Source organism: Mesosutterella porci (assembly GCF_022134585.1).
Classification (GTDB): Bacteria; Pseudomonadota; Gammaproteobacteria; order Burkholderiales; family Burkholderiaceae_F; genus Mesosutterella; species Mesosutterella porci.
Genome location: NZ_JAKNCT010000009.1, coordinates 52,449 through 74,857 on the forward strand (window position 1 = coordinate 52,449; position 22,409 = coordinate 74,857).

The 22,409-nt window shown below is 66.3% G+C and carries 27 protein-coding genes; 7 read left to right on the forward strand and 20 right to left on the reverse strand.

Annotated elements, in window-relative coordinates; genetic code table 11:
• Positions 1–7: 7 nt before the first annotated feature.
• From MAF45_RS08080 to MAF45_RS08100, 5 genes are all read right to left on the reverse strand, one after another.
• Positions 8–478 (reverse strand): YjiG family protein, encoded by a 471-nt coding sequence (locus MAF45_RS08080; RefSeq protein ID WP_237979130.1) that lies wholly within the window; start codon positions 476–478, stop codon positions 8–10.
• A complete protein-coding gene (locus MAF45_RS08085) occupies positions 471–1,163 on the reverse strand; it encodes a hypothetical protein (RefSeq protein ID WP_237979131.1) in 693 nt (230 codons plus the stop codon). Before MAF45_RS08085 ends, MAF45_RS08080 begins: the two co-directional genes overlap by 8 nt.
• A gap of 459 nt (positions 1,164–1,622) precedes the next feature.
• Positions 1,623–2,741 (reverse strand): M20 family metallopeptidase, encoded by a 1,119-nt coding sequence (locus MAF45_RS08090; RefSeq protein WP_237979132.1) that lies wholly within the window; start codon positions 2,739–2,741, stop codon positions 1,623–1,625.
• 187 nt (positions 2,742–2,928) lie between these two features.
• The gene (locus MAF45_RS08095) at positions 2,929–3,420 is read right to left on the reverse strand and encodes a YjiG family protein (RefSeq protein ID WP_237979133.1); all 492 of its coding nucleotides are present in this window, start codon (positions 3,418–3,420) and stop codon (positions 2,929–2,931) included.
• 42 nt (positions 3,421–3,462) lie between these two features.
• Positions 3,463–4,158: a nucleoside recognition domain-containing protein gene (locus MAF45_RS08100; RefSeq protein WP_237979134.1), complete on the reverse strand. Its 696-nt coding sequence runs from the start codon at positions 4,156–4,158 to the stop codon at positions 3,463–3,465.
• Between the two features lie 296 nt (positions 4,159–4,454).
• On the opposite strand from MAF45_RS08100, the gene MAF45_RS08105 reads away from it, so the two are divergent.
• The 6 genes from MAF45_RS08105 to MAF45_RS08130 are packed head-to-tail and all read left to right on the forward strand — an operon-like array spanning position 4,455 to position 9,936.
• A complete protein-coding gene (locus MAF45_RS08105; RefSeq protein ID WP_237979135.1) occupies positions 4,455–4,871 on the forward strand; it encodes a MerR family transcriptional regulator in 417 nt (138 codons plus the stop codon).
• The gene (locus MAF45_RS08110) at positions 4,868–5,479 is read left to right on the forward strand and encodes a hypothetical protein (protein ID WP_237979136.1); all 612 of its coding nucleotides are present in this window, start codon (positions 4,868–4,870) and stop codon (positions 5,477–5,479) included. The genes MAF45_RS08105 and MAF45_RS08110 overlap by 4 nt, the downstream gene beginning before the upstream one ends.
• A gap of 2 nt (positions 5,480–5,481) precedes the next feature.
• Positions 5,482–6,036 (forward strand): hypothetical protein, encoded by a 555-nt coding sequence (locus MAF45_RS08115; protein WP_237979137.1) that lies wholly within the window; start codon positions 5,482–5,484, stop codon positions 6,034–6,036.
• A complete protein-coding gene (gene tadA / locus MAF45_RS08120; protein WP_237979138.1) occupies positions 6,033–6,932 on the forward strand; it encodes a tRNA adenosine(34) deaminase TadA in 900 nt (299 codons plus the stop codon). Before MAF45_RS08115 ends, tadA begins: the two co-directional genes overlap by 4 nt.
• Before the next feature lie 46 nt (positions 6,933–6,978).
• Entirely contained in the window at positions 6,979–7,992 is a 1,014-nt protein-coding gene (locus MAF45_RS08125; protein ID WP_237979139.1) for a S66 peptidase family protein, read from the forward strand.
• A gap of 6 nt (positions 7,993–7,998) precedes the next feature.
• Positions 7,999–9,936, forward strand: a complete 1,938-nt coding sequence (locus MAF45_RS08130) for an ATP-binding protein (RefSeq protein WP_237979140.1) — start codon at positions 7,999–8,001, stop codon at positions 9,934–9,936.
• A 125-nt stretch (positions 9,937–10,061) separates the two neighbouring features.
• Here MAF45_RS08130 and MAF45_RS08135 read toward each other — a convergent pair whose 3' ends face one another.
• Complete coding sequence (locus MAF45_RS08135) at positions 10,062–10,736, reverse strand: response regulator transcription factor (protein ID WP_237979141.1); 675 nt, start codon at positions 10,734–10,736, stop codon at positions 10,062–10,064.
• 180 nt (positions 10,737–10,916) lie between these two features.
• Between MAF45_RS08135 and MAF45_RS08140 the strand changes: the two genes are divergently transcribed.
• Positions 10,917–11,192 carry a hypothetical protein gene (locus MAF45_RS08140; RefSeq protein ID WP_237979142.1) on the forward strand — a complete coding sequence of 92 codons (276 nt, stop codon included), beginning with the start codon at positions 10,917–10,919 and terminating at the stop codon, positions 11,190–11,192.
• Positions 11,193–11,224: 32 nt separating this feature from the next.
• Here the strand turns inward: MAF45_RS08140 and MAF45_RS08145 are convergent, their stop codons facing one another.
• The 14 genes from MAF45_RS08145 to MAF45_RS08210 form a co-directional block, all read right to left on the reverse strand.
• A complete protein-coding gene (locus MAF45_RS08145) occupies positions 11,225–11,869 on the reverse strand; it encodes a hypothetical protein (RefSeq protein WP_237979143.1) in 645 nt (214 codons plus the stop codon).
• Between the two features lie 90 nt (positions 11,870–11,959).
• On the reverse strand, positions 11,960–12,472 hold the full coding sequence (locus MAF45_RS08150) for an RDD family protein (RefSeq protein ID WP_237979144.1): 513 nt from the start codon (positions 12,470–12,472) through the stop codon (positions 11,960–11,962).
• 35 nt (positions 12,473–12,507) lie between these two features.
• The gene (hypE, locus tag MAF45_RS08155) at positions 12,508–13,560 is read right to left on the reverse strand and encodes a hydrogenase expression/formation protein HypE (RefSeq protein WP_237979145.1); all 1,053 of its coding nucleotides are present in this window, start codon (positions 13,558–13,560) and stop codon (positions 12,508–12,510) included.
• A 57-nt stretch (positions 13,561–13,617) separates the two neighbouring features.
• Positions 13,618–14,760 carry a hydrogenase formation protein HypD gene (gene hypD, locus MAF45_RS08160; protein ID WP_237979146.1) on the reverse strand — a complete coding sequence of 381 codons (1,143 nt, stop codon included), beginning with the start codon at positions 14,758–14,760 and terminating at the stop codon, positions 13,618–13,620.
• Positions 14,757–15,008: a HypC/HybG/HupF family hydrogenase formation chaperone gene (locus MAF45_RS08165; RefSeq protein ID WP_283207043.1), complete on the reverse strand. Its 252-nt coding sequence runs from the start codon at positions 15,006–15,008 to the stop codon at positions 14,757–14,759. The genes hypD and MAF45_RS08165 overlap by 4 nt, the downstream gene beginning before the upstream one ends.
• A 27-nt stretch (positions 15,009–15,035) precedes the next feature.
• Entirely contained in the window at positions 15,036–17,411 is a 2,376-nt protein-coding gene (hypF, locus tag MAF45_RS08170; RefSeq protein WP_237979148.1) for a carbamoyltransferase HypF, read from the reverse strand.
• Positions 17,412–17,443: 32 nt separating this feature from the next.
• Entirely contained in the window at positions 17,444–18,235 is a 792-nt protein-coding gene (hypB, locus tag MAF45_RS08175; RefSeq protein WP_237979149.1) for a hydrogenase nickel incorporation protein HypB, read from the reverse strand.
• A gap of 20 nt (positions 18,236–18,255) precedes the next feature.
• Positions 18,256–18,624, reverse strand: a complete 369-nt coding sequence (gene hypA / locus MAF45_RS08180; RefSeq protein ID WP_237979150.1) for a hydrogenase maturation nickel metallochaperone HypA — start codon at positions 18,622–18,624, stop codon at positions 18,256–18,258.
• A complete protein-coding gene (locus tag MAF45_RS08185; protein ID WP_237979151.1) occupies positions 18,617–19,756 on the reverse strand; it encodes a hypothetical protein in 1,140 nt (379 codons plus the stop codon). The genes hypA and MAF45_RS08185 overlap by 8 nt, the downstream gene beginning before the upstream one ends.
• Complete coding sequence (hybE, locus tag MAF45_RS08190; RefSeq protein ID WP_237979152.1) at positions 19,753–20,370, reverse strand: [NiFe]-hydrogenase assembly chaperone HybE; 618 nt, start codon at positions 20,368–20,370, stop codon at positions 19,753–19,755. Before hybE ends, MAF45_RS08185 begins: the two co-directional genes overlap by 4 nt.
• Complete coding sequence (locus tag MAF45_RS08195) at positions 20,363–20,626, reverse strand: rubredoxin (RefSeq protein ID WP_237979153.1); 264 nt, start codon at positions 20,624–20,626, stop codon at positions 20,363–20,365. The genes hybE and MAF45_RS08195 overlap by 8 nt, the downstream gene beginning before the upstream one ends.
• Before the next feature lie 31 nt (positions 20,627–20,657).
• A complete protein-coding gene (locus MAF45_RS08200) occupies positions 20,658–21,479 on the reverse strand; it encodes a hydrogenase expression/formation C-terminal domain-containing protein (RefSeq protein ID WP_237979154.1) in 822 nt (273 codons plus the stop codon).
• A gap of 81 nt (positions 21,480–21,560) precedes the next feature.
• Positions 21,561–22,019 (reverse strand): thioredoxin domain-containing protein, encoded by a 459-nt coding sequence (locus MAF45_RS08205; protein ID WP_237979155.1) that lies wholly within the window; start codon positions 22,017–22,019, stop codon positions 21,561–21,563.
• Between the two features lie 52 nt (positions 22,020–22,071).
• Positions 22,072–22,392: a HypC/HybG/HupF family hydrogenase formation chaperone gene (locus tag MAF45_RS08210; RefSeq protein ID WP_237979156.1), complete on the reverse strand. Its 321-nt coding sequence runs from the start codon at positions 22,390–22,392 to the stop codon at positions 22,072–22,074.
• Positions 22,393–22,409 lie beyond the last annotated feature (17 nt).

The following is a 22,409-nucleotide window of genomic DNA, read 5'->3' on the forward strand; positions in this document are numbered from 1 at the left end:
CAGAGCATCAGACGAAGAAGTTCATGAGCCACATGCCGAGGCAGGCCATGAGAATGGAGTTCACCATCAGCATCGGCCAGTACTTCTTCGGGCAGTCCGTGAGGCCGAGCAGGCGGCCCATGTACTGGATCTGGGAGGCCATCAGAAGCAGCGCCGGGATCATGATCGTGATGTCATGGGGGGTAAGGGCGCCTTCGGTGGCGAGGCTCGCCGCGACGCCCACGCCCGCGCCGCAGGACAGCCACGTGGCGCACAGCACCGTGATCGCCTTCCCCGGCAGGCCGAAAACGGCCATCACGGGTCCGAACGTGTTGCCGATCCACTGCATGACGCCGAAGATGTTCAGCATGTAGGTGAGCACGAACGCCATCAGCACGTTCGGCAGCAGGTTGTAGAGGCCGAGGTTCAGGCCCTTGCGGCATCCGCCGATGAAGATATCGAACGGATTGTTGGATTCGACGACAGGTGCGTTACTCATTTGCGAAATCCTTCCTGTAGACAGTGTTCAAGATCAGGCGGACAAGGAACCCGCCGACGAATTTCAGGCAGAGCATGATCACGAGCGGAATCCAGATCGGGACGAGGAAGTAGGCGATGAGGCCGCCCACCACGGTGGTGAGGTAGTTGCTGAGCATGCCCGCACCCGCGTACTGCCAGGCACACATCACGACCAGGTCCTTCTTGCGGATGAGGCCGTTGTCGAAGAGGCCCTTGGTGAGGCCGGCGCCCGCGTCAGTCGACTGCAGGTCGGTGATCAGGGCAAGGCCGGTGAGGCCGGGCAGCCCGAGGATCGGCTTAAGCAGCGGCGTGAGCAGGAACTGGCACGCGCGCAGGGCGCCGTAGTGAGCGAGCACGTCGATGAGCCCGAGCGCAAGCATCACGCCGGGGATCAGGGTGAGGGAAAACAGGAAGCCGTCGCGGGCGCCGACGCCGCCCGCTCCGCGGAAAGAGCCCGCGCCGGCGATCTTGCCGAACTTGCCGATGAGGGTCGAGAAGTCAAGGGCCTGCAGCCACTCCCAGCCGACCGGCGCCTTGTGGAAGATGCCCGCAAAGAGGATGACGGCGAACAGGAATGAAATAAAGCAGCCGATGGTCAGCTTTTTCTCTTTGGGAACCGCAGCAGCCTTTTTCTCTGGCTTCGGTTCGACTTTGGTTTCAGTCATTAATTTCTCCCTGATTAAGGCGGAGCCTGCGGCCGGATGGCGGAAACCTCCAGGCTGCCGTCCGCAGCAGTGCGTCGCCTCAACAGATAGATGAGAAAAAACCGGAAGGGAGGACAGGAACCCCTCTGATCCGGGCTTTCAGTCCCGGCGCTGGAAAAAGTCCCAGGCCGGTCACCCCCGGACTGCTTGACTACTTCTTTTCAGGGAGCCTTCACAGAACAGGGCACTACCGCCTTACACGGGCAGACGGCGTTGCGAAGAATAGTCGAAATGACTTGTTACAGTCAAGGCGCAGACCTGCCAAATTTGCAGCAGGCGCAGGCCTGACGCCTGTTACTGATTGTTATGGCACAGAAAAACGCCCGGAGGGCAGGAGGCTGCCGCAGCCGGGCGCAGAGTTTTTTGGGGGGCGTTCTTTCCCCGGGCGCAGCCGCCGCGGGGAAAGGGCGCCGGCGCGGGTCAGATGAGCGAGTAGAGATTCGACTGCATCTTCACCGCGGGCTCTACCGAGCGGAGCGTGAGGAACTCGCGGTCGGTATGCATGTTGTCGCCCGCCGGGCCGCAGCCGTCGCACACCGGCACGCCGAACTCCGCAATGTGGTTGCCGTCGGCCGCGCCGCCGGCGTCGACAAAGTGCGCCTCAAAGCCTGCCATTGCGGCGGCTTTCGTGAGAAGCTGGTCGAGTTCCTTCGCGTTGTCGGAAAGCGGCATCGCGGGAATCCAGAACTCTCGCTTCGTTGTGGCGGTGACGCCCTTCACCCAGGTCTGGGCGGCAAGCTGGGCGATCCGCTCTCCGACCCGGCGCCCCTCCGCGTCGGAGAGGTAGCGGGTGTCGATGCGCACCATGGCGTGGTCCGGAATGGCGTTGATGATCTTGCCGCCTTCGACCACGCCCGGGTTCACGGTGGTGCCGGTCTCGAAGTTGTTGAGCTCGTCGTAGAGCGCCGTGGCAAAGCGCATCATGGCGACCGCCGCGTTCGCGCCATCCTGAGGGTTGTTGCCAGCGTGGGCTGTGCGGCCGTGGAACTCGACCCTGTAGGTGGCCGAGCCCTTGCGGGAGCGCACGAGCTCGCCGTTCGGACGCGCGGGCTCGCAGATCAGCACGCGCTTGGCGCGCCGGCCGATCGACACCAGCCAGTCGGTCGAGTGCGTGGAGCCGGTCTCTTCGTCCGGGTTCATCGCCACGGCGATGGACAGCCGCTTGATGTCCTCGGGCCTCGCGCTTTTAATCCCGTAGAAAATGGAGAGGATGCCGGCCTTGCAGTCGAGCACGCCCGGACCGTAGGCTTTTTCAGCGTCGCGGCGGAAGGGGCGGCGCGCGGCCTCGCCCTTCGGGAACACGGTGTCGAGGTGTCCGTTGAGCATGATGTCGTAGGTCTGGGCGCCTGGCTTGTTGGTCGCGAGCAGCCCCCGGCCCACTTCGGGCCCGAGGTCCACGAGTTCAGTGGAAAAGCCGATGGAGTCGTAGAGCTTCTTCATGTACTGTGCAGCCTGCGTGACGCCTTCCGGGTTGGAGGTGCCGGCCTCGAAATTGACGAGCTGTTCAAGATCCTTCAGATAGTCTTCGAGCAAAGTCATTGCAGAGATCCTCAGAAGCCAGACGGTGCCGGACAAGGCCGGGCCGCCGGGCTCAAAAACAACCTAAATGAGAAATAAAACTGATTTGCGATTTATCACCCTCGAGGTGCTCTCAGCGGGTACGAAAAAAGGCCGATTGAGGTTTTGATCCGCAGCCGGCCTTTTTCGCTTTTGTCCGATTCGCGCCTTAGGCTGCGAGGACGATGAGCTTCATCACCCACAGGGAGATCAGGGCGACGATGATCGGGATCGCCATGGTGATCGGGATCATCTTGCCCTCGATGCCGATCACGCCCAGGCAGCGCCCGAGGTACTGGACCTGGGAGCCCATGAGGAAGATCGCAGGAGCGAGAATGCCCAGATCCGCGCCCACGAGCTTGCCGCCCTCAAAGAGCGCCACGGCGACGCCCACGCCGCCGCCCATCGACATCCAGGCGCCGAGCAGCACCATGATCGCTTCGCCCGGCAGCCCGAAGATCGCCATCACCGGTCCGCAGACCTTGCCGACCAGCGCGAGGATTCCAGTGATGTTGAGCGCCTTGATGATCACGAAGGCCATCAGCACGTTCGGAATCATCGAGTGGGTGGCGATGCCCCAGCCCTGGTAGGCGCCGCGCACGAAAACGTCGGTGACCATCTCTTTTTTGGCCGGTGCGGCCGCTTTCTTTTCTTCAGTCATTTCGAATTCCTTTTCAGCTTTCAAGAAGTACGGGCAGCAGCATCAGGCCTTGCCGGCCTTGCGGATGAGGAAGAGCCGCATGAGCTGCGCGGCCACCACTTTGCCGAGCAGGATGATGCCAAGCCCGACGCCAATGGAAACCGGAATGACCGGGTTGCCGTCCGCGCCGGTGAGCGTGTAGAGGATCGAGCCCGAGCCGAGGAAGTTCGTGATCGGGGCGTCGGCGGTGAGCTGGAAGGCGGCGAAGACGTTCGTCTCCTTTTCCGTGAGCTGGCCGGCGTCCTTCAGCTGCCGGGTGAGGGCCGCGCCGCCGTCGGTGGACTGCAGCGAGCCGATCAGGGCGAGGCCGGCGGTGCCGGGGATGCCGAGCAGGGGCTTGAGGATCGGGGTGAGGAGGATGCGGGCCGCTTCGAGGGCGCCGTAGTGCTCAAGCACCGTGATCATCGCGATCGAGAACATCACGGTCGGCACCAGGGTGAGGGCGAAGCAGAAGCCGTCGATCGCGCCCGAGCCGCCCTTGCCGCGGAGATTCGACATGACGGTGTGCAGCGTTCCGGACTGGTCCATCGTCACGTTGGACACAAGCTTGCCCCAGCCGCCGTTGAGGGTGGTGAAGTCAAAGACGCCCCACCATTGGGTCGAGGCGAGAGCTCCGGAGAAGAAGACGCAGGCGAAGATGAGCGCGATGTACGCACCCACGCCCACCTTCTTTTTGGGACTGGTAACGGCATCAGCCATGATTGAATGCTCCTTTGAATATTTTTGGGAGACCGGGCGGGGGAAATGCCACTTCTAGGAAAAAGCCCTGCGCCCGGACGTTTCCGGCCATCTCCCGGGCGAAACGCCCGGAAAAAGGGCACCTGAGCAGTTTACAATATGAGACAAACGGCGCTATTCCCCTTAAGAGGTATAGCCCTGACGTAAGCCGTCCGCTAACCTCAGCGCTCTCGCCGCCCGCTCATCTCTGATAAGATTCAACAATTAACTCTGCAGTTTCTTCAGGGTTTGGTGTATTGAGAAAAGAGCGAGGCGCCATGAGAATCGGCGAGCTTTCCAAGGCCACGGGGCTGCCCGTGGAAACCATCCGCTACTATGAGTCGCAGGGGCTCATCGATCCGCCGGCAAGGCTGGAGAACAACTACCGCGCCTACGGGCCGCGGCACTACTCGCAGCTGCAGTTCGTCTCGCACTGCCGCAAGCTCGGCATGGGCCTGGCCGAAATCCATGAGATCCTCGCCTACGACGGCAGCAACCCCGAGCAGGCCGCCCGCATCCACGACGTGCTGCACAGCCAGATCGCGGCCGTGGACCGCCAGATCAGCGGCCTGAAGACCCTCAAGAAGAAGCTGCTCGAACTCGAGGGCAGCTGCCATGGGCATGTCGCTGGACGCCAGTGCGGCATCATCACCGAGCTTTCGAGTCCGGTGCCCGACAACCTTAAGGACAAGTGAGCAACATGGTTCATTTCTCGACCGCCCAGGCGCTGCTTTCGGCCGGGCTTATTTTTCTTGCAGTGGCGATACCGGTCTGGGTGCTTTACCTGGTGGGTCGCAGGATCCCGCCCGCGCTCGAGCGCAGGGGCCGCAAGTCCGGCTTTGCGGGCTCGCTCGTGCTGCTGGACGCCGCGTTCGTCTTTTTCTTCCTTTACTGGGTGCTTTTTGCGGCGATAGACGCCGCTCAGGCCTCGCGCTTCCTTTCCTACCGGGTCGACGTGCCCGCCTGGCAGATCCTCGCACCGCTCATTCCCGACGTGGTCTTTGTCGCGCTCTTCGGGTGGGTCGCCGTGCGGCTCGCGCTGGTGCGCCGCCCCCGCGTCCAGGCCGAGGCCATCGCAGTGGTCTGGGTGCTGGGGCCTCTGGCCGGCATCGCCGAGGGCCTGATATACAAAGGCGCGGTTGACTGGCAGGGACTCGCGTTTTCAGCCGCCTTCGCCGCGGTGGCGACCCTCTACCTTCTGCTCTCGGACCGCGTGAACCTCACCTACGGCACGCGCCGCGGCACGACGCTGCCGGAGCTCGATCCCCCAGGCTCCCGGACCCGCCGCGCCGGAGGAAAGTGAGCATGGGCTCCTCTGGATTCAACTGGCAGGGCTGGATCGGGGCCGCGATTCTGATCGGGCTTCTCTTTGTTCTCGTCGCGAGCCTGCGGCAGAGCGCGGCCCGGGTCGACGCGGGGCGCGGCGACCTCGCGCCCTGGCGCGGGGGCATGACGGGGCTGCTCCTCGGCTTTCTTGCGCTCGTGGTCCTCATGGCCTTCCAGAACCTCGTGCTTCTTACCGTGATCGTCTCCACGCTCTGGAGGCCGATCGTGGAAATCCCGGGGGGCTCCGCGCTGTTCTTCCGCTACGTCGTCCCTGCGGCGGCCTCCTTTGCACTGTACTCGGCGGCCGTGGCGCTTCTAGTCTGGTGCCGCAGGACCTGGGTGCCGCGCGCCGCGGCGCTGCTGCTCTGGGCCGCGGGACCCGCCGCGGCCATTCCTTCCTTTGCGCTCTACGGCGTCCAGCCCGGCCTCATTGACTTCGGGATTCCCTCGGCCGTCGCGTTCGTGGGCACTTTCTTTCTCTTTTTCTCGCGGCATGTGAAGACGCTCTACTGCGCGGGAGGCTCTCGCCCATGACGGAAAGCCCTCCCGAGTGGATCGGCCGCGCCGAACTCGACCGTTTCCTCGACCTCACGGTGCGCGGGGGCTGGCCGATCGCGCGGCTGCCCTCCGCAGAGGCGCCCGACCGCCGCGCGGTGCTCGCGGTTTACGCGCTTTATCTTCTGGCCGATCCCGAAGGCGGCCCCGAGGCCGCCGCGCGCTCCTTTCTCTCTTCGGCCGGCAGCTTTTTGAGCGGCACGCCCTCGGAGCTTGCTGCGCTCGCCCGCGCCGAGGGCTGGATCGGCCCCGACGGTCTCGCCCGGGCCGCAGCCTCGCCCGGCTTCAGCGCCCGCCGTCTCGCCCTTGAAGTGGAATTTGCGGAGAATCTCAGGCGCGACCGCCGCGAGCAGATCCGCCGCGCGCTGCAAAGGAAAAACAGCCTCGTCAACGCCCCCCGCTCTCCCGAGCCCGCGCCGGGCGAGGACGAGCGCTTCATGCGCGAGGCCCTGCTCGAGGCGCGGCGCGCAGGAAGCGCGGGCGAAGTGCCGGTGGGCGCGGTCCTTGTGAGCGGGGGCGAAGTCATCGGCCGCGGCCGCAACGCTCCGCTCGCCCTCCACGACCCCACGGCCCATGCCGAAGTGCAGGCGATCCGGGCCGCCGGCGCGGGATGCTCGAATTACCGGCTCAGCGGCTGCACGCTCTACGTGACCCTCGAGCCCTGCCTCATGTGCGCCGGGGCGATCGCGCACGCGAGGCTTGGGCGTGTAGTCTACGGGGCGCCTGATCCGAAGGCGGGAGCCTTCGGAGGCGCCTGCGACGTGCGCGGGCTCGCGCCGTACCCCCGGCACCTTGCCGTCGCGGGCGGGGTGCTCGAGTGCGAGTGTGCGGGGCTTCTCAGGGACTTTTTTGCGAACCGGCGCCGATCGCAGTAGGCTTTCCACGCCCCAACCACAAACTCGGAAAAAGCAAGGCCTTGAAATGGAAAACGTGAAGCCCCTTGTCTCACTCGTGGTCCCGAGCCGCACCTATGTGCTCGAAGATCCCTCGGAAACCGACATCGAGCGGCTGGAGGGCTCGGTCCGCGGGCTTGAGGAGCTCGGCTTCGAGGTGGTCCGCACGCCCGGCTCCTGGCGGAACTGGAAGCGCTTCGGGGGCACCGACCAGGAGCGGCTCGCGGAGTTCATGACGGCGCTTTCCGACCCCGACGCCGATCTTGTGCTTCCGGTCCGGGGAGGTTACGGCATGACGCGGATTCTGCCCGGAATCGACTGGAAGCGGGTCGCGGAGCGCAATCCCGTCGCAATGGGCTTTTCCGACTTCACGGCCTTCAACATGGCGCTTTTCGCCCGCACGGGCCTGTCCTCCTGGCAGGGCCCGATGGCCGGAGGGCTCGCTCCCGGGCATACGACCCGCTCCTCCCAGAGAAGCTTCCTGCGCGCACTTACCGCCTCGGACTGGTCGCTCGACTGGGTGCAGCCGGGCGACCCCGTCGCGTTCGAGGCCGCGGGCACGATCTGGGGCGGCAACCTTGCCATGATCGTCTCGCTGCTGGGCACGCCCTGGTTCCCCAAGCCCGAAATGATCCGCGGCGGCCTCCTTTTCCTTGAGGACGTGGGCGAGGCGCCCTACCGGATCGACCGCATGCTCACGCAGCTCGAGCAGGCCGGAGTCTTCGACCTGCAGAGTGCCGTGGTCCTCGGACAGTTCACGGACTGCGGCGAAAACGGCGCGCGCGGAGACTTTACCCTCGGGGATGCGCTTGACGGACTGGCCGGGAGGCTGGCCCGAAAAGGCATCGGCTGCGTGCGGGGGCTGCCCTTCGGGCATGTCCGGGAGCTCAGCGCGGTGCCCTTCGGGGTACCGGGGCGGCTGCAGGCGCTCCCGAGCGGCAGCGCGAGGCTCAGCTCTTCCTCCACTCCGGTCATTTTCCGCGGCAGGGCAGAGCTTGAGACAAGGCTCGCGGAACTGAGCTCGCCGCACTTCGAGGACTGACGGAACATGGGGGCGAAGCTCAACGCGTTCCGCAGCTCGGTGCGGAGGGTGTTCGGCATTTCGGGAGGGCGCGAGGCGCTCGCGCACCGTACGAGCCGGGTTCTTTCCCAGCAGCTCGAGCGCGCCATGAACGTGATTGCCGTGCCCCTCATCCTTGAAGGGGCCTCCGCGGCACTGCTCATTTTTTCGCTCTGGGACCATGCGCCGCGGCTCATTCTTCTGATCTGGGGGAGCGTCATCGCGCTCTCCATCGCGGCTTCGATCGAGTTCTACCGGCGCTTCATGGCTGACAAGGCCCGGGTCGCGCGGATCCGCTTCTGGCTTCGTGCGCAGATGGCCCACAGCGTCATCACCGGGCTTCTCTGGGGGGTGGCGGGCTCCGTTTTTCCCTTTTTCGACTCGAGCATCGTCTCGCTGGTAAGCCCGGTCACCGCAGTCGTCGTGGTGGCGCTCGGCTCCTGGCCCTTCTACGCCATGTGGCTGCCCGGCCTTTCGGTTTTCTCCCTGCTTTCGCTCGGGGCCACGGGACTTTCGCTGATCGGCAGCTACTTCTTCACCAACCAGCTTTATGCAACGGTCTTTTTCCTCGCTCTGATCGCGGTGATCCTCTACTCGGGGCTGAAGCTGAACGAGCTCATGACCTCCTCGATTCTCGCCGAGAGCGAGAACCGCAAGCTCCTGCAGCGGCTCGAGCGCGAGCGCAACACCGCAGAGGCCGCACGGCGCGAAGCCGAGGAGGGGAGCCGCCGGCGCGCGGCCTTTTTCCGCGCCGCGAACCACGACCTGCGCCAGCCGCTTCAGGCGATGGGCATCTACCTGCAGATCCTGCGCATGAAGAAGACCCCGGACACTGCTCCCGCGATCGAGCAGCTCTCGGTGTGCGCCGGCTCGATCTCGACGCTGGTCGAGCAGATCCTCGCGCTCAGCCGCATGACGGCCGACGACTTCACCGTGCACCGGGAGCTTGTGTCCGTGTCCGCCCTGCTCAGGGCTCTGGCAAGCGAGTTCGCGCCGGTGGCGGCGGAAAAGGGTGTCAGCCTTTCGATCCGCCCCCTCGAGCTGCGGATCGACACCGACCGGCTGCTGGTTTCCCGGGCGCTTCGCAACCTGGTCTCCAATGCGATCAAGTACTGCGGCAGCGCGCGCCCGGAAGGCGGCGAGGTGATCGTGGCGGCCAGGCGCTGTCCCGCGGGCCGGGTGCGCATCTGCGTCTACGACAACGGCCCGGGCATTCCTCGCGAGGAGCGCGAGAAGGTGTTCCATTCCTTTTACCGCGGCAGCGCCGGAAGAAGCGGACCGGGGGGCTATGGGCTGGGGCTTGCCATTGTGAGCGCGATCTGCAGGAGGCTCGGCATCGGACTGAGCGTGGGGTCGCTTCTTGGCCGCGGGACCGTCTTCCGAATGGAGTTCGGCGCGGCCGAGCGCTCGGAGCCCGCGGGGGTGGCCCCTGCCCGCCGGGCGGCCGGCCCGGAGGCCGTGCAGCCCCTGCCGCGGCGCGTTCTCTTTCTGGAGGACAACTCGGCGGTGCGCCGCTCCGTGAGCGAGCTGCTCCGCAGCTGGGGCGCGGAGGTGGTGGCCGAGCCCTTTTTCAGCCCGCAGCTCACTGAGCGCATGAAGGCCTTTAAGCCGGAGGTGCTGCTCACTGACTACGATTTGGGCGAGGGCGTGCCCAACGGCATCGACAGCTGCCTCACCCTGGCGCACGAACTGCGCACCCCGCTGCCTGCCGTGGTGCTCACCGCGGTGCCCGACGGGGTGATCGAGGAGGCCTGGCGGGAGAGGCTGCCGACGAGGGGGCTCGCGGAGATGCCGGAAATCCTGCAGAAGCCGGCGGGCGAGGCGGAGCTCAATTCGGCCCTGCGCAGGGCCTGCGAGTCGGGGAGCACGGGCAGCGGCCCTCGCTCCCAGGCGCCTCTGCCCGACTTTTCCCGCTACCCGGCATAAAGCGCGGCTGCGCAAAGCCTGAGGCCCGGCCCCGCATGCGCCTCCCGCCTCTCTCTTCTGAAAATGCCCCGCGGCCAGGCCGCCGGACGCAGCTTTTTTCAAAAAAAGAGCCGGATTCCGGCTGCCTACAGCCTCACGTCGTAGCCCGCGCGGTGCGCGGCGATGAGCGCCTCGGTGCGGTTGCGGGCGCCGAGCGCCCGGTAGATGGCGGAAACGTGGGTTTTGACTGTGCCCTCCGAGAGCCCGAGCGTCTGGCAGATTTTCTTGATGGGGCTGCCCTTGGCCAGCTCGCGCAGCACGTCCATCTGCCGGGGCGTGAGGGCCTGGGGGGCCGCGGCGGGCTCGCGCATGGACCTGGAGGCCTCGTCGAAGAAAAGCGCGCGCTGGCTCTCCTCGATGATCCGCGAGGGCAGGTACACGCCGCCTTTGAGCACAAAGTGGATCGCGGTGGTGAGCAGCCCCGCGTCAAGCGTCTTGGGAACGAATCCGGCCGCTCCCTTCTGCAGGACTCCAAGCACAGTCCTCCTGTCGAGCAGCCCCGAAAGCACCAGAATCTTGAGAGAGGGGTGGGCTTTCACGAACTCCTCGAGCAGGCTCGTGCCCACCACCCCCGGCATCGACAGGTCCAGAATCAGCAGGTCGGCCTCCTCGCCGTGCTCGGCGAGCAGCCGCCGCGCTGAAACGACGTCGTTCGCCGCATAGACCTCGGCCGAAGGGGAGTCGGCCCGGATGAGCGCGGAGAGCGCCTCGGTGATGAGCGAGTGGTCGTCGACGACGATGAATTTGAGACTGCCGGGCAAGATAAGGCCTCCGAAGCGCATGTGCGGGAAAGAGCTTTGAGCCGCCCCATTCTATAGCGCGGGCCGCCGCCACGGGATTTTTTCCCGCTAAAATGACAGAGTCCGCAGCGTTGCGGCCTTCAGGGCCCTCGCCTGCCGCGGATTTTCAGGCTTTCTTGTTTTTACTCGGAGAATTGCGCCGTGCCGCTGCCCTTTAACGCTGCCCAGCTCGCCTTTCTGCTCTCAAGGCTTCCCGCTGCGAGCCAGCAGGCGATCAGGCTTCTTGCCAGGACGAAGGGAAAGACTCCCCAGGAGGTGTTCGCCGAGTGCCTGAAGGAATACCTCGCGGGCCGCATCCCGCCTGTGGATGTCTCGGCTGCGCTTTCCACGACGCACGAGGTCATGTACAACATGGGCTACGCCTTCGGGCGCCTGAGGACGCTCGCCAGGAACTGGTCCGAAGGGAAAGGGGGCTGAAAGGCCCCCTTTCGGGCAGTTTTTTTTTTTCCTCAGGCCCTTTGCACGCCCGGGCCGGAGTCTTCCGAGAAATCCATGTGCGAGAACGCCTCCGGCAGGTCGACCGATTTCGACACTCCGGCGGCAAGCTTCGCGAAAACTGAGACCATCCCCTCGAAATCAGCCTCGTCAACCGGTTCGCCAAAGCGCCTGAGCAGCTGCTCCCAGGAGGAGAATTTGCCGCTCACGTGGCTGAAGATCAGAACGAAGTTCTCGATCGCCGCCTCGGGCGTTCCTTCGGCGAAGGACGGGCTTTTCTCGTACAGGTTGCCGGGAATCGCGGAGGCGAGCCACTGCGCGGCCGGCGCCCCGGCCCAGCCGGGGAGCGCCGCCCCGCCGAGCTGCCCGGACAGCAGCGCGGAGAGCACCATGAGCCCGCGCATCTCGGAGTCCATCAGGGCCTGGATCTCGGGTCCGGGCTCGGGGGGCTGCTGCGCAGGCCCTCCCGCTGAGGCGCACTTTTCGTAGTGCGCGTTGATCGCTGCCGCGGACCTGCGCGAGGCCATGCCCGAGGCGCGGAATAGGGCGGCAAGGCTCTCCGGGTCCCTGAGGTTCACGGGCCCTTTTTTCGTAAGAGCTTCGAGTGCCGCGAGGACCGGCACCTCGGCCTGATCCTTCCTGCTGGTATTGTCATTCATGGCGATTTCCCGTTTCTCCCGGAGGTCGGCCGGTGAGCATCAAAACAAACGCGAAAGGGCGCGGGAAGCCGCGCCCTGAGAGGGGGTCCCTCAGCTGCCCTCGGCGCGCACGGAGATCACTTTGGTGTGGTTCCTCGCGTCCCAGGGCTGCGCCGGGCGCTTCTTGGACCACAGATAGGCGAAGGGCAGCAGCAGAGGATAGCAGAAGTACCAGTACAGGCCGAAGTATAGGAGGTCGGTCGATCGGCGTAGCGCCTGCATGAAGCCCGGCCGGCGGCCCGTTTCCGAGTCTACGACCCGCAGCCCCGTGGCGAGCTTCCCGGGCGTCGCCCCGAACCAGGTGAGCCACAGGCACTCCCAGGCGCAGTGCACGGCGGCGATCGTCGCGAACGTGCAGACAAGGTAGAGCACCATGGGGCCGGTCTTCGTCACTTCCTGCCCGGTCGACTCCTCGAGCTGCAGGAAAGAGAGGTAGACGAAGAAGCCGTTCGGAAAGCCGAGCAGGAACACGGTGAGGGAGTCGATCCCCCGGGCGATGGCCCGGCGCCGCAGCAGACGCTTGTCCTCGGGCGGTACTTTCAGAATGTCGCTGGTGCTTGCCATGGAAAAGCCTTCAATGAGCCTCCGGTCGGCTTTTTTCAACAGATCCGGGGCAGCTGGTCGGCGTTGAGCCAGTCGACCATGCGCACGCCTCCCATCAGGGTCGTCATCTGTACGTAGCCCGGGTCTTCAGCCGTTACAGTGCCGACGATAGCAGACTCTTCGCCGTGCGGTGCGGCGCGCATGGCCTTCAGGCACGCGGCGGCTTCCTCTTCGGGCACGATCGCGATCAGCTTGCCCTCGTTTGCGACGTAGAGGGGATCGAGCCCCAGGAACTCGCAGGCCTGGGCCACGTCTTCGTGCACGGGAATCGAGGCTTCGTCGAGCATGATGCCCACGCAGCTCTGGGAGGCGATTTCGTTGAGCGTCGTGGCAAGCCCCCCGCGGGTCGGGTCACGCAGCACGTGCACATGCGGGGCGGCGCGGCAGATCTCCTCGACCAGAGCGTTGAGGGGCGCCGAGTCGCTCTGGATCCCCGAGCCGAAGGACAGCCCCTCGCGCTCGGACATGATCGCCATGCCGTGGTCGCCCATCGAGCCCGAGATGATTACCCGGTCGCCGGGCCGGGCGAGCCTTCCGGAGACCCGGATCCCCGGCAGCACCTCGCCGATCCCGGTGGTCGTGATGTAAAGCCCGTCGCCGTGGCCTTTTTCAACGACCTTGGTGTCCCCGGTTACGATCTTCACGCCGGCCTCGCGGGCCGTGCGGCCCATGGACTGGACGATCCGGTCGAGATCGGCGATCGGGAAGCCTTCCTCGATGACGAAGCAGGCCGCGATATAAAGGGGCTTCGCCCCGCACATGGCTACGTCGTTCACGGTTCCCGCCACGGCAAGCGACCCGATGTCGCCGCCGGGGAAGAAAAGCGGGCGGATCACGTGCGCGTCGCAGGACACGACAGGCGTGCCGTGGATCTCGGGCAGGAAGGCCCCGTCGTGCCCCTCCTCGAGGATCTCGTTGCTGAAGGCGCGCGCGAAAACCTGGCTGATCAGCTGGGCGGTCGCGCGGCCTCCGGCGCCGTGGGTGAGGTCGATGATGCCGTGCTTCACGTCAATGGGCGTAGCGAAATAGCGCCGTTTCTCTTCTGCCATGACTTGCTTTGTCCTTAAAAAATCCTTTTTGGGGGTAGCCGCAGCGGGCCTGTCCTTTCAGGCCGCGGGGCTCTTTTCCGAGCCGCGGCGCAGCCGCCCGTAGCTGTAGAAGGCCGCACAGGCGCCTTCGCTTGAGACCATGCAGGCCCCGATCGGGTGGGCGGGAGTGCAGGCGCGCCCGAAGGCCTTGCACTCGAAGGGTTCTTTTTCTCCGCGCAGGATCGCGCCGCACTGGCAGGCCTTGCTGTCGGGAACCTCGCGCTCGACGAGACCGAAGCGCCGTTCGGCGTCGAACTCTTCAAACTCGGGGGAGAGCCTGAGGGCCGAATGCGGGACCGAGCCCAGGCCCCGCCACTCGAAGCTGTCGCGCACGCGGAAGACCCGCTCCATCAGTTTTTTCGCGATCAGGTTGCCCTCCGGGGTCACGGCCCGGGTGAATTCGTTTTCCACCTCGTGGCGGCCCTCGTTCACCTGCCGCACGAGCATGAGGATCGTCATCAGCATGTCAAGCGGCTCGAACCCGCAGATCACGACGGGCATCTTCCACTTGTCGGCGAACATCCGGTAGGGCTCCGAGCCGATCACGACCGAGACGTGCGCGGGGCCGACCAGGCCGTCGAGGACCGGAGCGGCCTCGCGCCTGGGCGCCGTGACGAGGATGTGCTCCATCGCGGCGGGCGTGAGCACGTGCGAGCAGATCACGGAAAAGTTTTTGATGCCCTCTTTCTTCGCCTGGAGCAGGCACACCGCCGTGGGCGGCGTCGTGGTCTCAAAGCCGATCGCAAAGAAAACGACTTCGCGGTCTGGGTTTTCGCGCGCGACGGCGAGCGCATCCATTGGCGAGTAGACCATGCGGATGTCCGCGCCTTCGGCCTTTGCCATGAAAAGCGACTTCCCGCCCGAGGCGGGCACGCGCAGCGTGTCCGCGTAGGTGCACAGAATCGCCTTGTGCTGCAGGGCGGCCTCCATCGCCATGTCGATGCGGCCGATCGGCAGCACGCAGACCGGGCAGCCCGGGCCGTGGATCATGCGCACGTTGCCCGGCAGCAGGTCCGTGAGTCCCCAGCGGGCGAGCACGTGGGTGTGGCCGCCGCAGAATTCCATGAAGCGGTACTGCCGGCCGGGCTGCGCGGCGTGCTCGAGTTCGGAGGCGATGGCCCGGGCCTGCCGGGAGTTCCGGTATTCGGTCACGTACTTCATGCCGCCGCTCCCGCTCCTTGGAGGGCTTCGCCCGAGCGCGCCGCCGCTTCGAGCGCGCGCAGCGTCTCCTGGGCCTGCTCTTCGTCAATCTTCTGCAGGGCGAAGCCCACGTGAATGATCACCCAGTCCCCGGGCTTCGGGTCGTCGATGAGGCTCACGTTCACTGCTTTCCTGATGCCGCCCAGGTCCGCTACGGCCTCCTCGGGAGAACTCACGCTCACGATTTTTCCTGGAACTGCAAGACACATAGCTGAAATCCTCTTTTCTGTATTGTTTTAACGACTTTGGTTCTTTGTAAATGAAGCGCCCGTGCGAAGGACGTCGCCCGGGCCGGGGACGCCCTCCCTCTGCGCCATGAGGGCGCACCAGGCCTGTCCGAGAGCGACCCCGCCGTCGCCAGGCGGCACCCGCGAGGGCAGCAGCGGACGGATTCCCCGGGCTTCGAGCAGCTCCAAGAGCCGCACCGTGAGCCTGCGGTTGAGAAAGCACCCGCCCCCGAAGCAGACGGGAAGTCCCGAGGGCCCCGTCTCGAGGAGCCAGTCCGCGAGCGCCTGCGCGAGTCCTTCGTGGAAGTCCGCCGAGGCCTGTGCGACGGCCTGAGGGTCGTTCGGAACCTCAAGGAGCCGCTCGAACAGAGGCAGCAGCGAGAGCGTTCCATCGGGCGCGATCTCCCAGGCCTTCCCCGCCGCGCGGGCGGAGACTCCCGCGGCGGCCGACTCCAGCCGCATGGCGGCGGTGGCCTCGTCCCGCTGCTCGAGGCAGAGTCCGAGAAGCGCCGAGGCGGCGTCGAAGAGCCGGCCCATGGAGGTCGTGCGTCCGGTGAGGCGCGGATTTTCGATCAGCCGCGCCATGGCGCCCGAGCCCGGCATGGACGGAAACCTCTGCGCGATTTCGCCCGCTCGGCCCAGCGCCCAGAGCACCGAGGCGGCCATGCGCCAGGGCTCGCGGGCCGCGCGGTCTCCGCCCGGTAGCGGCAGGGCCAGAAGGTGCGCGCGCCGCTCGAACCCGGCGGGCGATACGATCAGCAGCTCTCCGCCCCAGGCCGAGCCGTCGGTGCCCAGCCCCACGCCGTCCAGCGCGAGCCCGAGCGCGCTCGAGGCGATCCGGTGCTCGGCCATCACGGCTGCGATGTGCGCCCGGTGGTGCTGCACCGCATAGCGCGCGATCCCCCGCTCGCGCTCGATCCGAAGGGCGAGCTGCGTGGAGAAGAAGTCGGGGTGCAGGTCGTGGGCTACGGTCTCGGGCCTGATTTCAAGCAGCCGCTCGAGGTGCTCGACCGCGAGCTCGAGGGCCCGGCAGGAGGAGGCGTTCGAGAGGTCTCCGATGTGCTGCGAGAGAAAAGCCTCGCCGCCTCTCGTGAGGCAGGCCGTTGACTTGAGCCAGGGGCCCGTGGCAAGCACGGGCCTGCCGCCGAAGGCAAGCGGCACGGCCTCCGGCGTGTAGCCGCGGGCGCGGCGCACCATGCGCGGAGCCCCGGCCACCACCCGCACCACCGAATCGTCGCAGCGGATCAGGATGTCGCGGTTGTGGACGAGCAGATAGTCCGCGATCGGGGACAGGCGCTTCAGCGCCTCGCGGTTGCCGATCACGAGGGGCTCGCCCCCGGGGTTCGCACTCGTCATGACGACCACGAGGGGGATGGCGCGCTCCAGCCACTCGACTCCGTCGGGGCGGCCCGCCGCCTCGTGGAAGAAAAGCAGGTGCAGGGGCGTGTAGGGCAGCATGACGCCAAGCTCGGAGAGTCCCGGCGCGACCCCGGGAAGCCGGGCGTCGCACCCCGGCTTCTTTCTTGCGAGCACGATGGGCCGGGCGCGCGAGCGCAGCGTCTTCTCCTCAAGCTCCGAGAGCTCGACCAGGCTCCGCGCCGAGGCGACGCTGCCTGCCATGACCGCAAGCGGCTTCTCGCTGCGCTTCTTGCGGGCGCGAAGCCTCGCGACCGCGGCGGCGTTCTCCGCGTCGCAGACGAGGTGAAAGCCCCCGAGCCCCTTCACGGCGAGGATCGAGCCCCCGCGGATCAGAGCGAGGGCGCGCTCGATCACGTCCCCGCAGTCGATGCGCTCTCCGTCTGCGCTCCAGAGCTCGAGATGAGGCCCGCACTCGGGGCAGGCGTTGGGCTGCGCGTGGAAGCGCCGGTCCAGGGGATCGCCGTACTCGGCCTCGCAGGCCGGGCACATGCGGAAGGGCGCCATTGAGGTCTGCGGACGGTCGTAGGGGAGGGCGCGCGTGATGGTGAAGCGCGGTCCGCAGTGCGTGCAGTTCGTGAAGGCGTAGCGGTAGCGGCGGTTGCCGGGCGTGAACATGTCGCGGGCGCACTCGAGGCAGGTCGCGGCGTCCGGAGTGATGGCGGTGGTGACGGCCCCGCCACGGCTCTCGACGATCCGGAAGCCCGTCTCGCCCGTGGGCGGCAGATCGCTCTGCCTGATCGAGTCGATCCTCGCAAGCGGCGGGCAGTCCTTTTCCAGCGCCGCGGCAAAGCCCCCGACCGCCTCGGGCGCGCCTTCTAGCTCGATGCCGACCCCGGCCGCGTCGTTGTAGACGAAGCCCGAGAGCCCGCGCTCGAGCGCGAGGCGGTAGACCGTGGGCCGGAAGCCCACGCCCTGCACGAGTCCCGTGACCCGAAGCAGCTTCCGAATGTTGTGCTCTGCCTGCATCAGTGAGCGGCCCCTGCGCGCGCTTTTCTTTTTTAAAGGGAGGCGAGAGTGAGCTCGGCCTCGAGCCACTTGATCCAGCGCTCGAGCCCGTCGCCTTTCGTGGCGGAGACCCGCATCGAGCGGATCTTCGGGTTCACGCGCCGCGCGTACTCCTCGCACTTGTCGATGTCGAAGTCGACATAGGGCAACAGGTCGATCTTGTTGATCAGCATGAGGTCGGCCGCGCGGAACATGTCCGGATACTTGAGGGGCTTGTCCGCGCCCTCGGTCACGGAAATCACGACCACCTTGTGCGCCTCCCCGAGGTCGAACTCGGCCGGGCAGACAAGATTGCCGACGTTTTCAATGAGGCAGGCGCTCCCGGGCTCCGGATTGAGGTGCTCGAGCGCGTGGGCGACCATGGCGGCGTCGAGGTGGCAGCCCTTGCCGGTGTTGATCTGCACGGAGCGGGCGCCGGCCGAGCGGATGCGGTCCGCGTCGTTGTTCGTCTCCTGGTCGCCTTCGATCACGGTGATCGGAAGCTTTTTCGGATCCGCGCGGCGGATGGTGGCCGCGAGCAGCTCGGTCTTTCCCGAGCCGGGGCTCGAGACGAAGTTGAGGGCGAGGATGCCGCGGCTCGCGAAAAAGGCGCGGTTTTTTGCCGCATCGGCGTTGTTTCTCGCGAGGATGTCCTCCTCGACGCTGATCGTCCTGGAGCCCTCGTCGTGGTGATGATGGTCGTGATCGTGGCCATCCTCGCCCGCGTGGATCGTGACGTTGCTGTTTTCGTCGGTGTGGGCGTGGATATGGCTGTGGTTTCCGCCGCAGCCGCAGGTGGTACACATATCAGCAGTCTCCTTTCATTTCAAGAATTGCGTTGTTCGTCCGGGCCGGAGTCGGCTTTGAGGTCGATTACCTTCATGTCCCGGCCCTGGGTGGGTGCGAGGTGATAGCCTCCGCAAAGCGGACAGGCGTCGCCGAAGCGGTGCAGCGGCACTTCGCGCCTGCAGTCGAGGCACCAGGCCCGCCCCTCGGGCCGCTCGATCACGAGCCGGGCTCGGTCGGCGACGGTCCCTTTTTTCACGGACTCGAAGGCGAAGGAAAGTGCTTCGGTTTCGACCGCGGAGAGCTCTCCCACCGCGACCCGTACCTCGCTCACCGACTTCGCCCCCGCCTTCGCGGCGGCGCTGGAAACGATCTCCATGATGCCTTCGGCAATCGAGACCTCATGCATGGCCGCTCTCCGTGACGATCTTGTAGGGTATGCAGGCGTCGAACTGCCGCAGCACGATCTCGGCCCGGGTCTGCCAGCTCTTCCAGTCGGAGACCGAAAGGGCGTTGAGCGCCTGCTCGGCTGCGCCTCCCGGCACGAAGTTCCATTCGGTGGGCGCGACAATGGAGGCCTCGCGCACGATGCCCCCTGTGATCCTGACGCGGTGGGTGAGGGTGCCGCGGGCGGTCTGCACGAAGCTGATGCCCACCCCCGGCTCCGGGCTGAAGCCCGAGACGAGCTTCTCGGGCGGCTCGAATCCGCCGCACCAGGAGCCGAGTTCGAGCACGCGCGCGTAGTAGTAATCGAAGCAGCCGGGACTGCGCCGCAGCAGCTCGGGCATGAGCGCGGGGCAGGTGGCCCGGCGGGTGAGGGCTGAGGTCTGCGCGGGGCCGCTGAAAAGCCTCGGCTCAAAGCAGAACGCGCTCTCGCGCAGTCCCGAGGCGAGCTCCTTGCGCACAGTGGGGGATTCCGGATCGAGATCCCGCACGCCCGTTGCGCCCAGCGTGCGCGGCAGCGTGGAGAGGTAGGTGAGCCCTGAGCGCAGCGGCGCGGGCAGGCGCGTGATCCAGTCCTCGATTTCGTGCTGGCTCCGCCACTCGGAGAGCTTCGTAATCAGCTCCTCGGATCCGAAAAGGAGGTTTGCCGCGACGCCGCGGATCACGCGAAGAAGGTTCTCGCGGCCCGCAGCGTCCACGCCGCGCACGCCCGTGATCTTCATACGGAGGAACCCGAGGGGCCGCAGATCGAGCTGCTCGTCGATTCCGAGTGCGCGCGGCAGCTCGACCAGCAGGCACCTCAGGTGCTCGCTCATCGCCTCGAGCTGCACGATGGCGCCCCACTGCGCGAGCTTCTGCTCGGGCAGCCGTCCGGTTTCGGCCAGCGAGGCGGCCGCCTCCCAGGCGCAGCTCTGAGCCGCGGGGCAGAGCGCGAAAAGCATGGAGATCAGCTTTGGAATGGAAGCGTCGGCAGGGCGCCCCACGAACAGGTTCGCCACGGGAAGGCGGCGGGTGCTCCTCACGGTCACTTTTCCGGGCGCTCCGGCCTCGGGATGCATGATCACTTCGACGGTGCCGATGTCGGGAAACGCGCTCATGGGGTGTCTCCGGAGTCAGAATCAGAGGGCCGGCCGGCCGGGGCTTCGCTCCTTGCGGGCCGGGTGAAGAAGTCCCGGCGGGAGAGCCGCGACGGGTCTGCGGCCCGGGCGCTGCCCGCCCGGGGCGCCCCGCAGGCCTGCTGTCCGGACGCGTCCGCCTCCTGCCTGTCAGGCGCGGTAAGCATCGTCTCAAGCGAAATCCGCACCACGGCCTCGGCCGTCTCCTGGTCGCCCACCTCCCAGGTGGGCGAGAGCAGCGAGCAGCTCTGGTACTCGCCCATCTCGAGGTCTCGCACGCACATGAAGCTGAAATCTCCGCCCGGCAGCTCGATCGAGCCCACCTTGGTCTCCGCGATGCGCTCCCAGCTGGCCGGAGTCGCGCAGGCCCGGATCACGAGCAGCGACCAGGGCGTCACAACGCCCCCGATCCACTGTCCGTTCACCAGCCTGAAGGGCAGGGTGGAGACGTGCAGCTTCGGATTGCAGATTGGAACCCCTTTCATGCGGGTGTTCGCTATTTTCCGAAAGCCCGCGAGGAAGAACTTCTCGGGGCTTTCGCGGAAGACCCGCACGCGCACCCGGGGGCGGACGGGTTCTGCGGCTTTGTCAGTCATTTTCGTGTCCCCTTTCGCGGTCGAGGATGATGAAGGAGGAGTGCGGGCAGCCGCAGGCCGGGCAGTCGTAGTTCTGCGGGACCTCGAGAAAGGGGGTCCCGGGCGGCACCTGCCACTCGAGGCATCCTTCGTCCGGATCGTAGACGAAGCCGCAGACCTTGCACTGCATGCGGGTGCGCGGGCCGATTCTCTGCTGCTCGAAGCGCTCGAGGTAGTAGAGCGGGTCGTTCGTGAGGCCTGCGTTCTTTTCTGTCATCTCCAGCTCTCCCTCCGTGTTTTCCAGGGCATCAGCCGATCGCGCCGCGGGAAATGTCGATTTCCACCCACTCGATCATGTCGGAGAGCTTCTTCACGGCCTCCGCCAGGTCGTCGGGCGTGCTCGGGATTTCGGGCGGCAGCGGCGAAACCACGACCTGGTCGAGCAGCTCGCGGCCCGCGTTGTTGAGGATTTTGCTTCTCCAGAGGCCGCGCACCCGGGTCTGCGTGATTGTGCTCTTCGCAAAGCCCTGCATCTGGACGTGGATCGAGCCTTCGCCCAAGATCTCATTGATGTAGGCCTTGTCTGCGGGCGACAGGGGCTCGCGCGAGAGCTCGACGGCGTGGGGGATCGCGTGCGGGTCGAAGCGGGTCATGTCGCAGTGCCGCAGCTGCGAGCGCAGCTCCGAGAAGATCGCGGGCGTCGCGAAGAGTCCGTCGGGCTTCTTTTCGGGCTCGACGATCGTATCTGCTCCCTCGGTGCGGCTGAAGCGCAGCACCACCTCCGGAATGTAGGCCGTCACGATCATGTCCTGCTGGCCCACGAGCATGCGCCAGAGCGTCGGCACGCCCGTTTCCTCCATGCGGATGCGGCCGCCGTCCATCGTGATGCGGATTTCGCCGCTCTCGAGCGTGTCAAACAGAAATTTCTTGAACTCGTCGCTGCGGCCGTTCAGGTCCGTTACCTCGTGCAGCCCGCCGCCGTCGCGCTGGGTCTTCTCGAGCAGCGCCCGGGTCGCCTTGAGCCACTCGAGGGCTTCGCGGGCCACGGCGACCTTTTTTTCGTCGCGCACGAAACTGCGGGCCTGTTTGCCTGCCTCAAGAATGCTGCTGGCGGAAATCACATTGTCCATGGAAATTGTGTCCTGAGATGGTTTGTGCGCTTTGGACCGCCGGGCTCCGGTTTGGGGGAGACCCGTGGGACCGGAGCGCGGTCAGTTGGATTGGATGGAAATCGTGTGCCTTGCGGGCTGCTGTCGAGCGCCGATCTCGGTAAGCCCCTGGATGTACTCCGACCACCCCTTGAGGCCCTGCAGCGCCCCGAGGAACTCGCCGTCGCGGAAAAAGCCGACGGCCGGCAGCCGCGTCAGTCCGTAGCGCGAGGCGATCGCGCGGCCCACCCTCGGGTCGGTGAAACCGCGGCCGGAGAGATAGGCGCCGAACGCGCGGCCGATCTCGGGCGCAATCACCGCGATGTCGATGCTTTCCTTGAAGGTGGTGGGATTGTCGGCGAACACGGCGAGCACGAGCCCCTTCTGGGACGCGAACGCGCCGAGGTTCTCCTCGGTGACGCGAGTGAAGCCCTCGGCGCCCCAGAGCCTCTGGAAGACCGGATGGCGGTCGACGTCGACCTGGGTGATTTCACGCGTGGGTTCGTTAAGCTTGACTGGCATCTTTTTCTGTGTCTGTTCCGGTGGTGGGTGAAAATCGATGGAAGCACGCGGTTCACGAGCCGCGGGGGCCGGGCTTGAGAAAGTCCGGCAGCTCCCCGGTGTGGGCCGTGATGTCGGCAAAGGCCGCATCAATTCCTTCGCGGGTCGCGGTGCCGTCCATGACCGAGGAGAGGGCCCCCAGGGCCGCGCGCATCTGCAGCGCCTCGCTCTGCTCCATCGGGCGCACGGCGCTGCCCTGGAAGACGAGGAGCCAGTCGCCGGGCTTCGCCCGGCCTGTGAGCTCCGTGTTCACCCGGACTTCCTCCGGGCCGTTGCGGCAGCAGGCGCTCAGAGCGTCGCTTGAGACCACCTGCATGGGAATTGCGATGCACATGTGCTTGAAATCCTCCT

What these genes read in the sequence shown, in the direction of transcription:
- MAF45_RS08080 (WP_237979130.1), bottom strand. Translation starts at nt 478, where the DNA reads ATGAGTAACGCACCTGTCGTCGAATCCAACAATCCGTTCGATATCTTC.
- MAF45_RS08085 (WP_237979131.1), bottom strand. Translation starts at nt 1,163, where the DNA reads ATGACTGAAACCAAAGTCGAACCGAAGCCAGAGAAAAAGGCTGCTGCG.
- MAF45_RS08090 (WP_237979132.1), bottom strand. Translation starts at nt 2,741, where the DNA reads ATGACTTTGCTCGAAGACTATCTGAAGGATCTTGAACAGCTCGTCAAT.
- MAF45_RS08095 (WP_237979133.1), bottom strand. Translation starts at nt 3,420, where the DNA reads ATGACTGAAGAAAAGAAAGCGGCCGCACCGGCCAAAAAAGAGATGGTC.
- MAF45_RS08100 (WP_237979134.1), bottom strand. Translation starts at nt 4,158, where the DNA reads ATGGCTGATGCCGTTACCAGTCCCAAAAAGAAGGTGGGCGTGGGTGCG.
- MAF45_RS08105 (WP_237979135.1), top strand. Translation starts at nt 4,455, where the DNA reads ATGAGAATCGGCGAGCTTTCCAAGGCCACGGGGCTGCCCGTGGAAACC.
- MAF45_RS08115 (WP_237979137.1), top strand. Translation starts at nt 5,482, where the DNA reads ATGGGCTCCTCTGGATTCAACTGGCAGGGCTGGATCGGGGCCGCGATT.
- tadA (WP_237979138.1), top strand. Translation starts at nt 6,033, where the DNA reads ATGACGGAAAGCCCTCCCGAGTGGATCGGCCGCGCCGAACTCGACCGT.
- MAF45_RS08125 (WP_237979139.1), top strand. Translation starts at nt 6,979, where the DNA reads ATGGAAAACGTGAAGCCCCTTGTCTCACTCGTGGTCCCGAGCCGCACC.
- MAF45_RS08130 (WP_237979140.1), top strand. Translation starts at nt 7,999, where the DNA reads ATGGGGGCGAAGCTCAACGCGTTCCGCAGCTCGGTGCGGAGGGTGTTC.
- MAF45_RS08145 (WP_237979143.1), bottom strand. Translation starts at nt 11,869, where the DNA reads ATGAATGACAATACCAGCAGGAAGGATCAGGCCGAGGTGCCGGTCCTC.
- MAF45_RS08150 (WP_237979144.1), bottom strand. Translation starts at nt 12,472, where the DNA reads ATGGCAAGCACCAGCGACATTCTGAAAGTACCGCCCGAGGACAAGCGT.
- hypE (WP_237979145.1), bottom strand. Translation starts at nt 13,560, where the DNA reads ATGGCAGAAGAGAAACGGCGCTATTTCGCTACGCCCATTGACGTGAAG.
- hypD (WP_237979146.1), bottom strand. Translation starts at nt 14,760, where the DNA reads ATGAAGTACGTGACCGAATACCGGAACTCCCGGCAGGCCCGGGCCATC.
- MAF45_RS08165 (WP_283207043.1), bottom strand. Translation starts at nt 15,008, where the DNA reads ATGTGTCTTGCAGTTCCAGGAAAAATCGTGAGCGTGAGTTCTCCCGAG.
- hypF (WP_237979148.1), bottom strand. Translation starts at nt 17,411, where the DNA reads ATGCAGGCAGAGCACAACATTCGGAAGCTGCTTCGGGTCACGGGACTC.
- hypB (WP_237979149.1), bottom strand. Translation starts at nt 18,235, where the DNA reads ATGTGTACCACCTGCGGCTGCGGCGGAAACCACAGCCATATCCACGCC.
- hypA (WP_237979150.1), bottom strand. Translation starts at nt 18,624, where the DNA reads ATGCATGAGGTCTCGATTGCCGAAGGCATCATGGAGATCGTTTCCAGC.
- MAF45_RS08185 (WP_237979151.1), bottom strand. Translation starts at nt 19,756, where the DNA reads ATGAGCGCGTTTCCCGACATCGGCACCGTCGAAGTGATCATGCATCCC.
- hybE (WP_237979152.1), bottom strand. Translation starts at nt 20,370, where the DNA reads ATGACTGACAAAGCCGCAGAACCCGTCCGCCCCCGGGTGCGCGTGCGG.
- MAF45_RS08195 (WP_237979153.1), bottom strand. Translation starts at nt 20,626, where the DNA reads ATGACAGAAAAGAACGCAGGCCTCACGAACGACCCGCTCTACTACCTC.
- MAF45_RS08200 (WP_237979154.1), bottom strand. Translation starts at nt 21,479, where the DNA reads ATGGACAATGTGATTTCCGCCAGCAGCATTCTTGAGGCAGGCAAACAG.
- MAF45_RS08205 (WP_237979155.1), bottom strand. Translation starts at nt 22,019, where the DNA reads ATGCCAGTCAAGCTTAACGAACCCACGCGTGAAATCACCCAGGTCGAC.
- MAF45_RS08210 (WP_237979156.1), bottom strand. Translation starts at nt 22,392, where the DNA reads ATGTGCATCGCAATTCCCATGCAGGTGGTCTCAAGCGACGCTCTGAGC.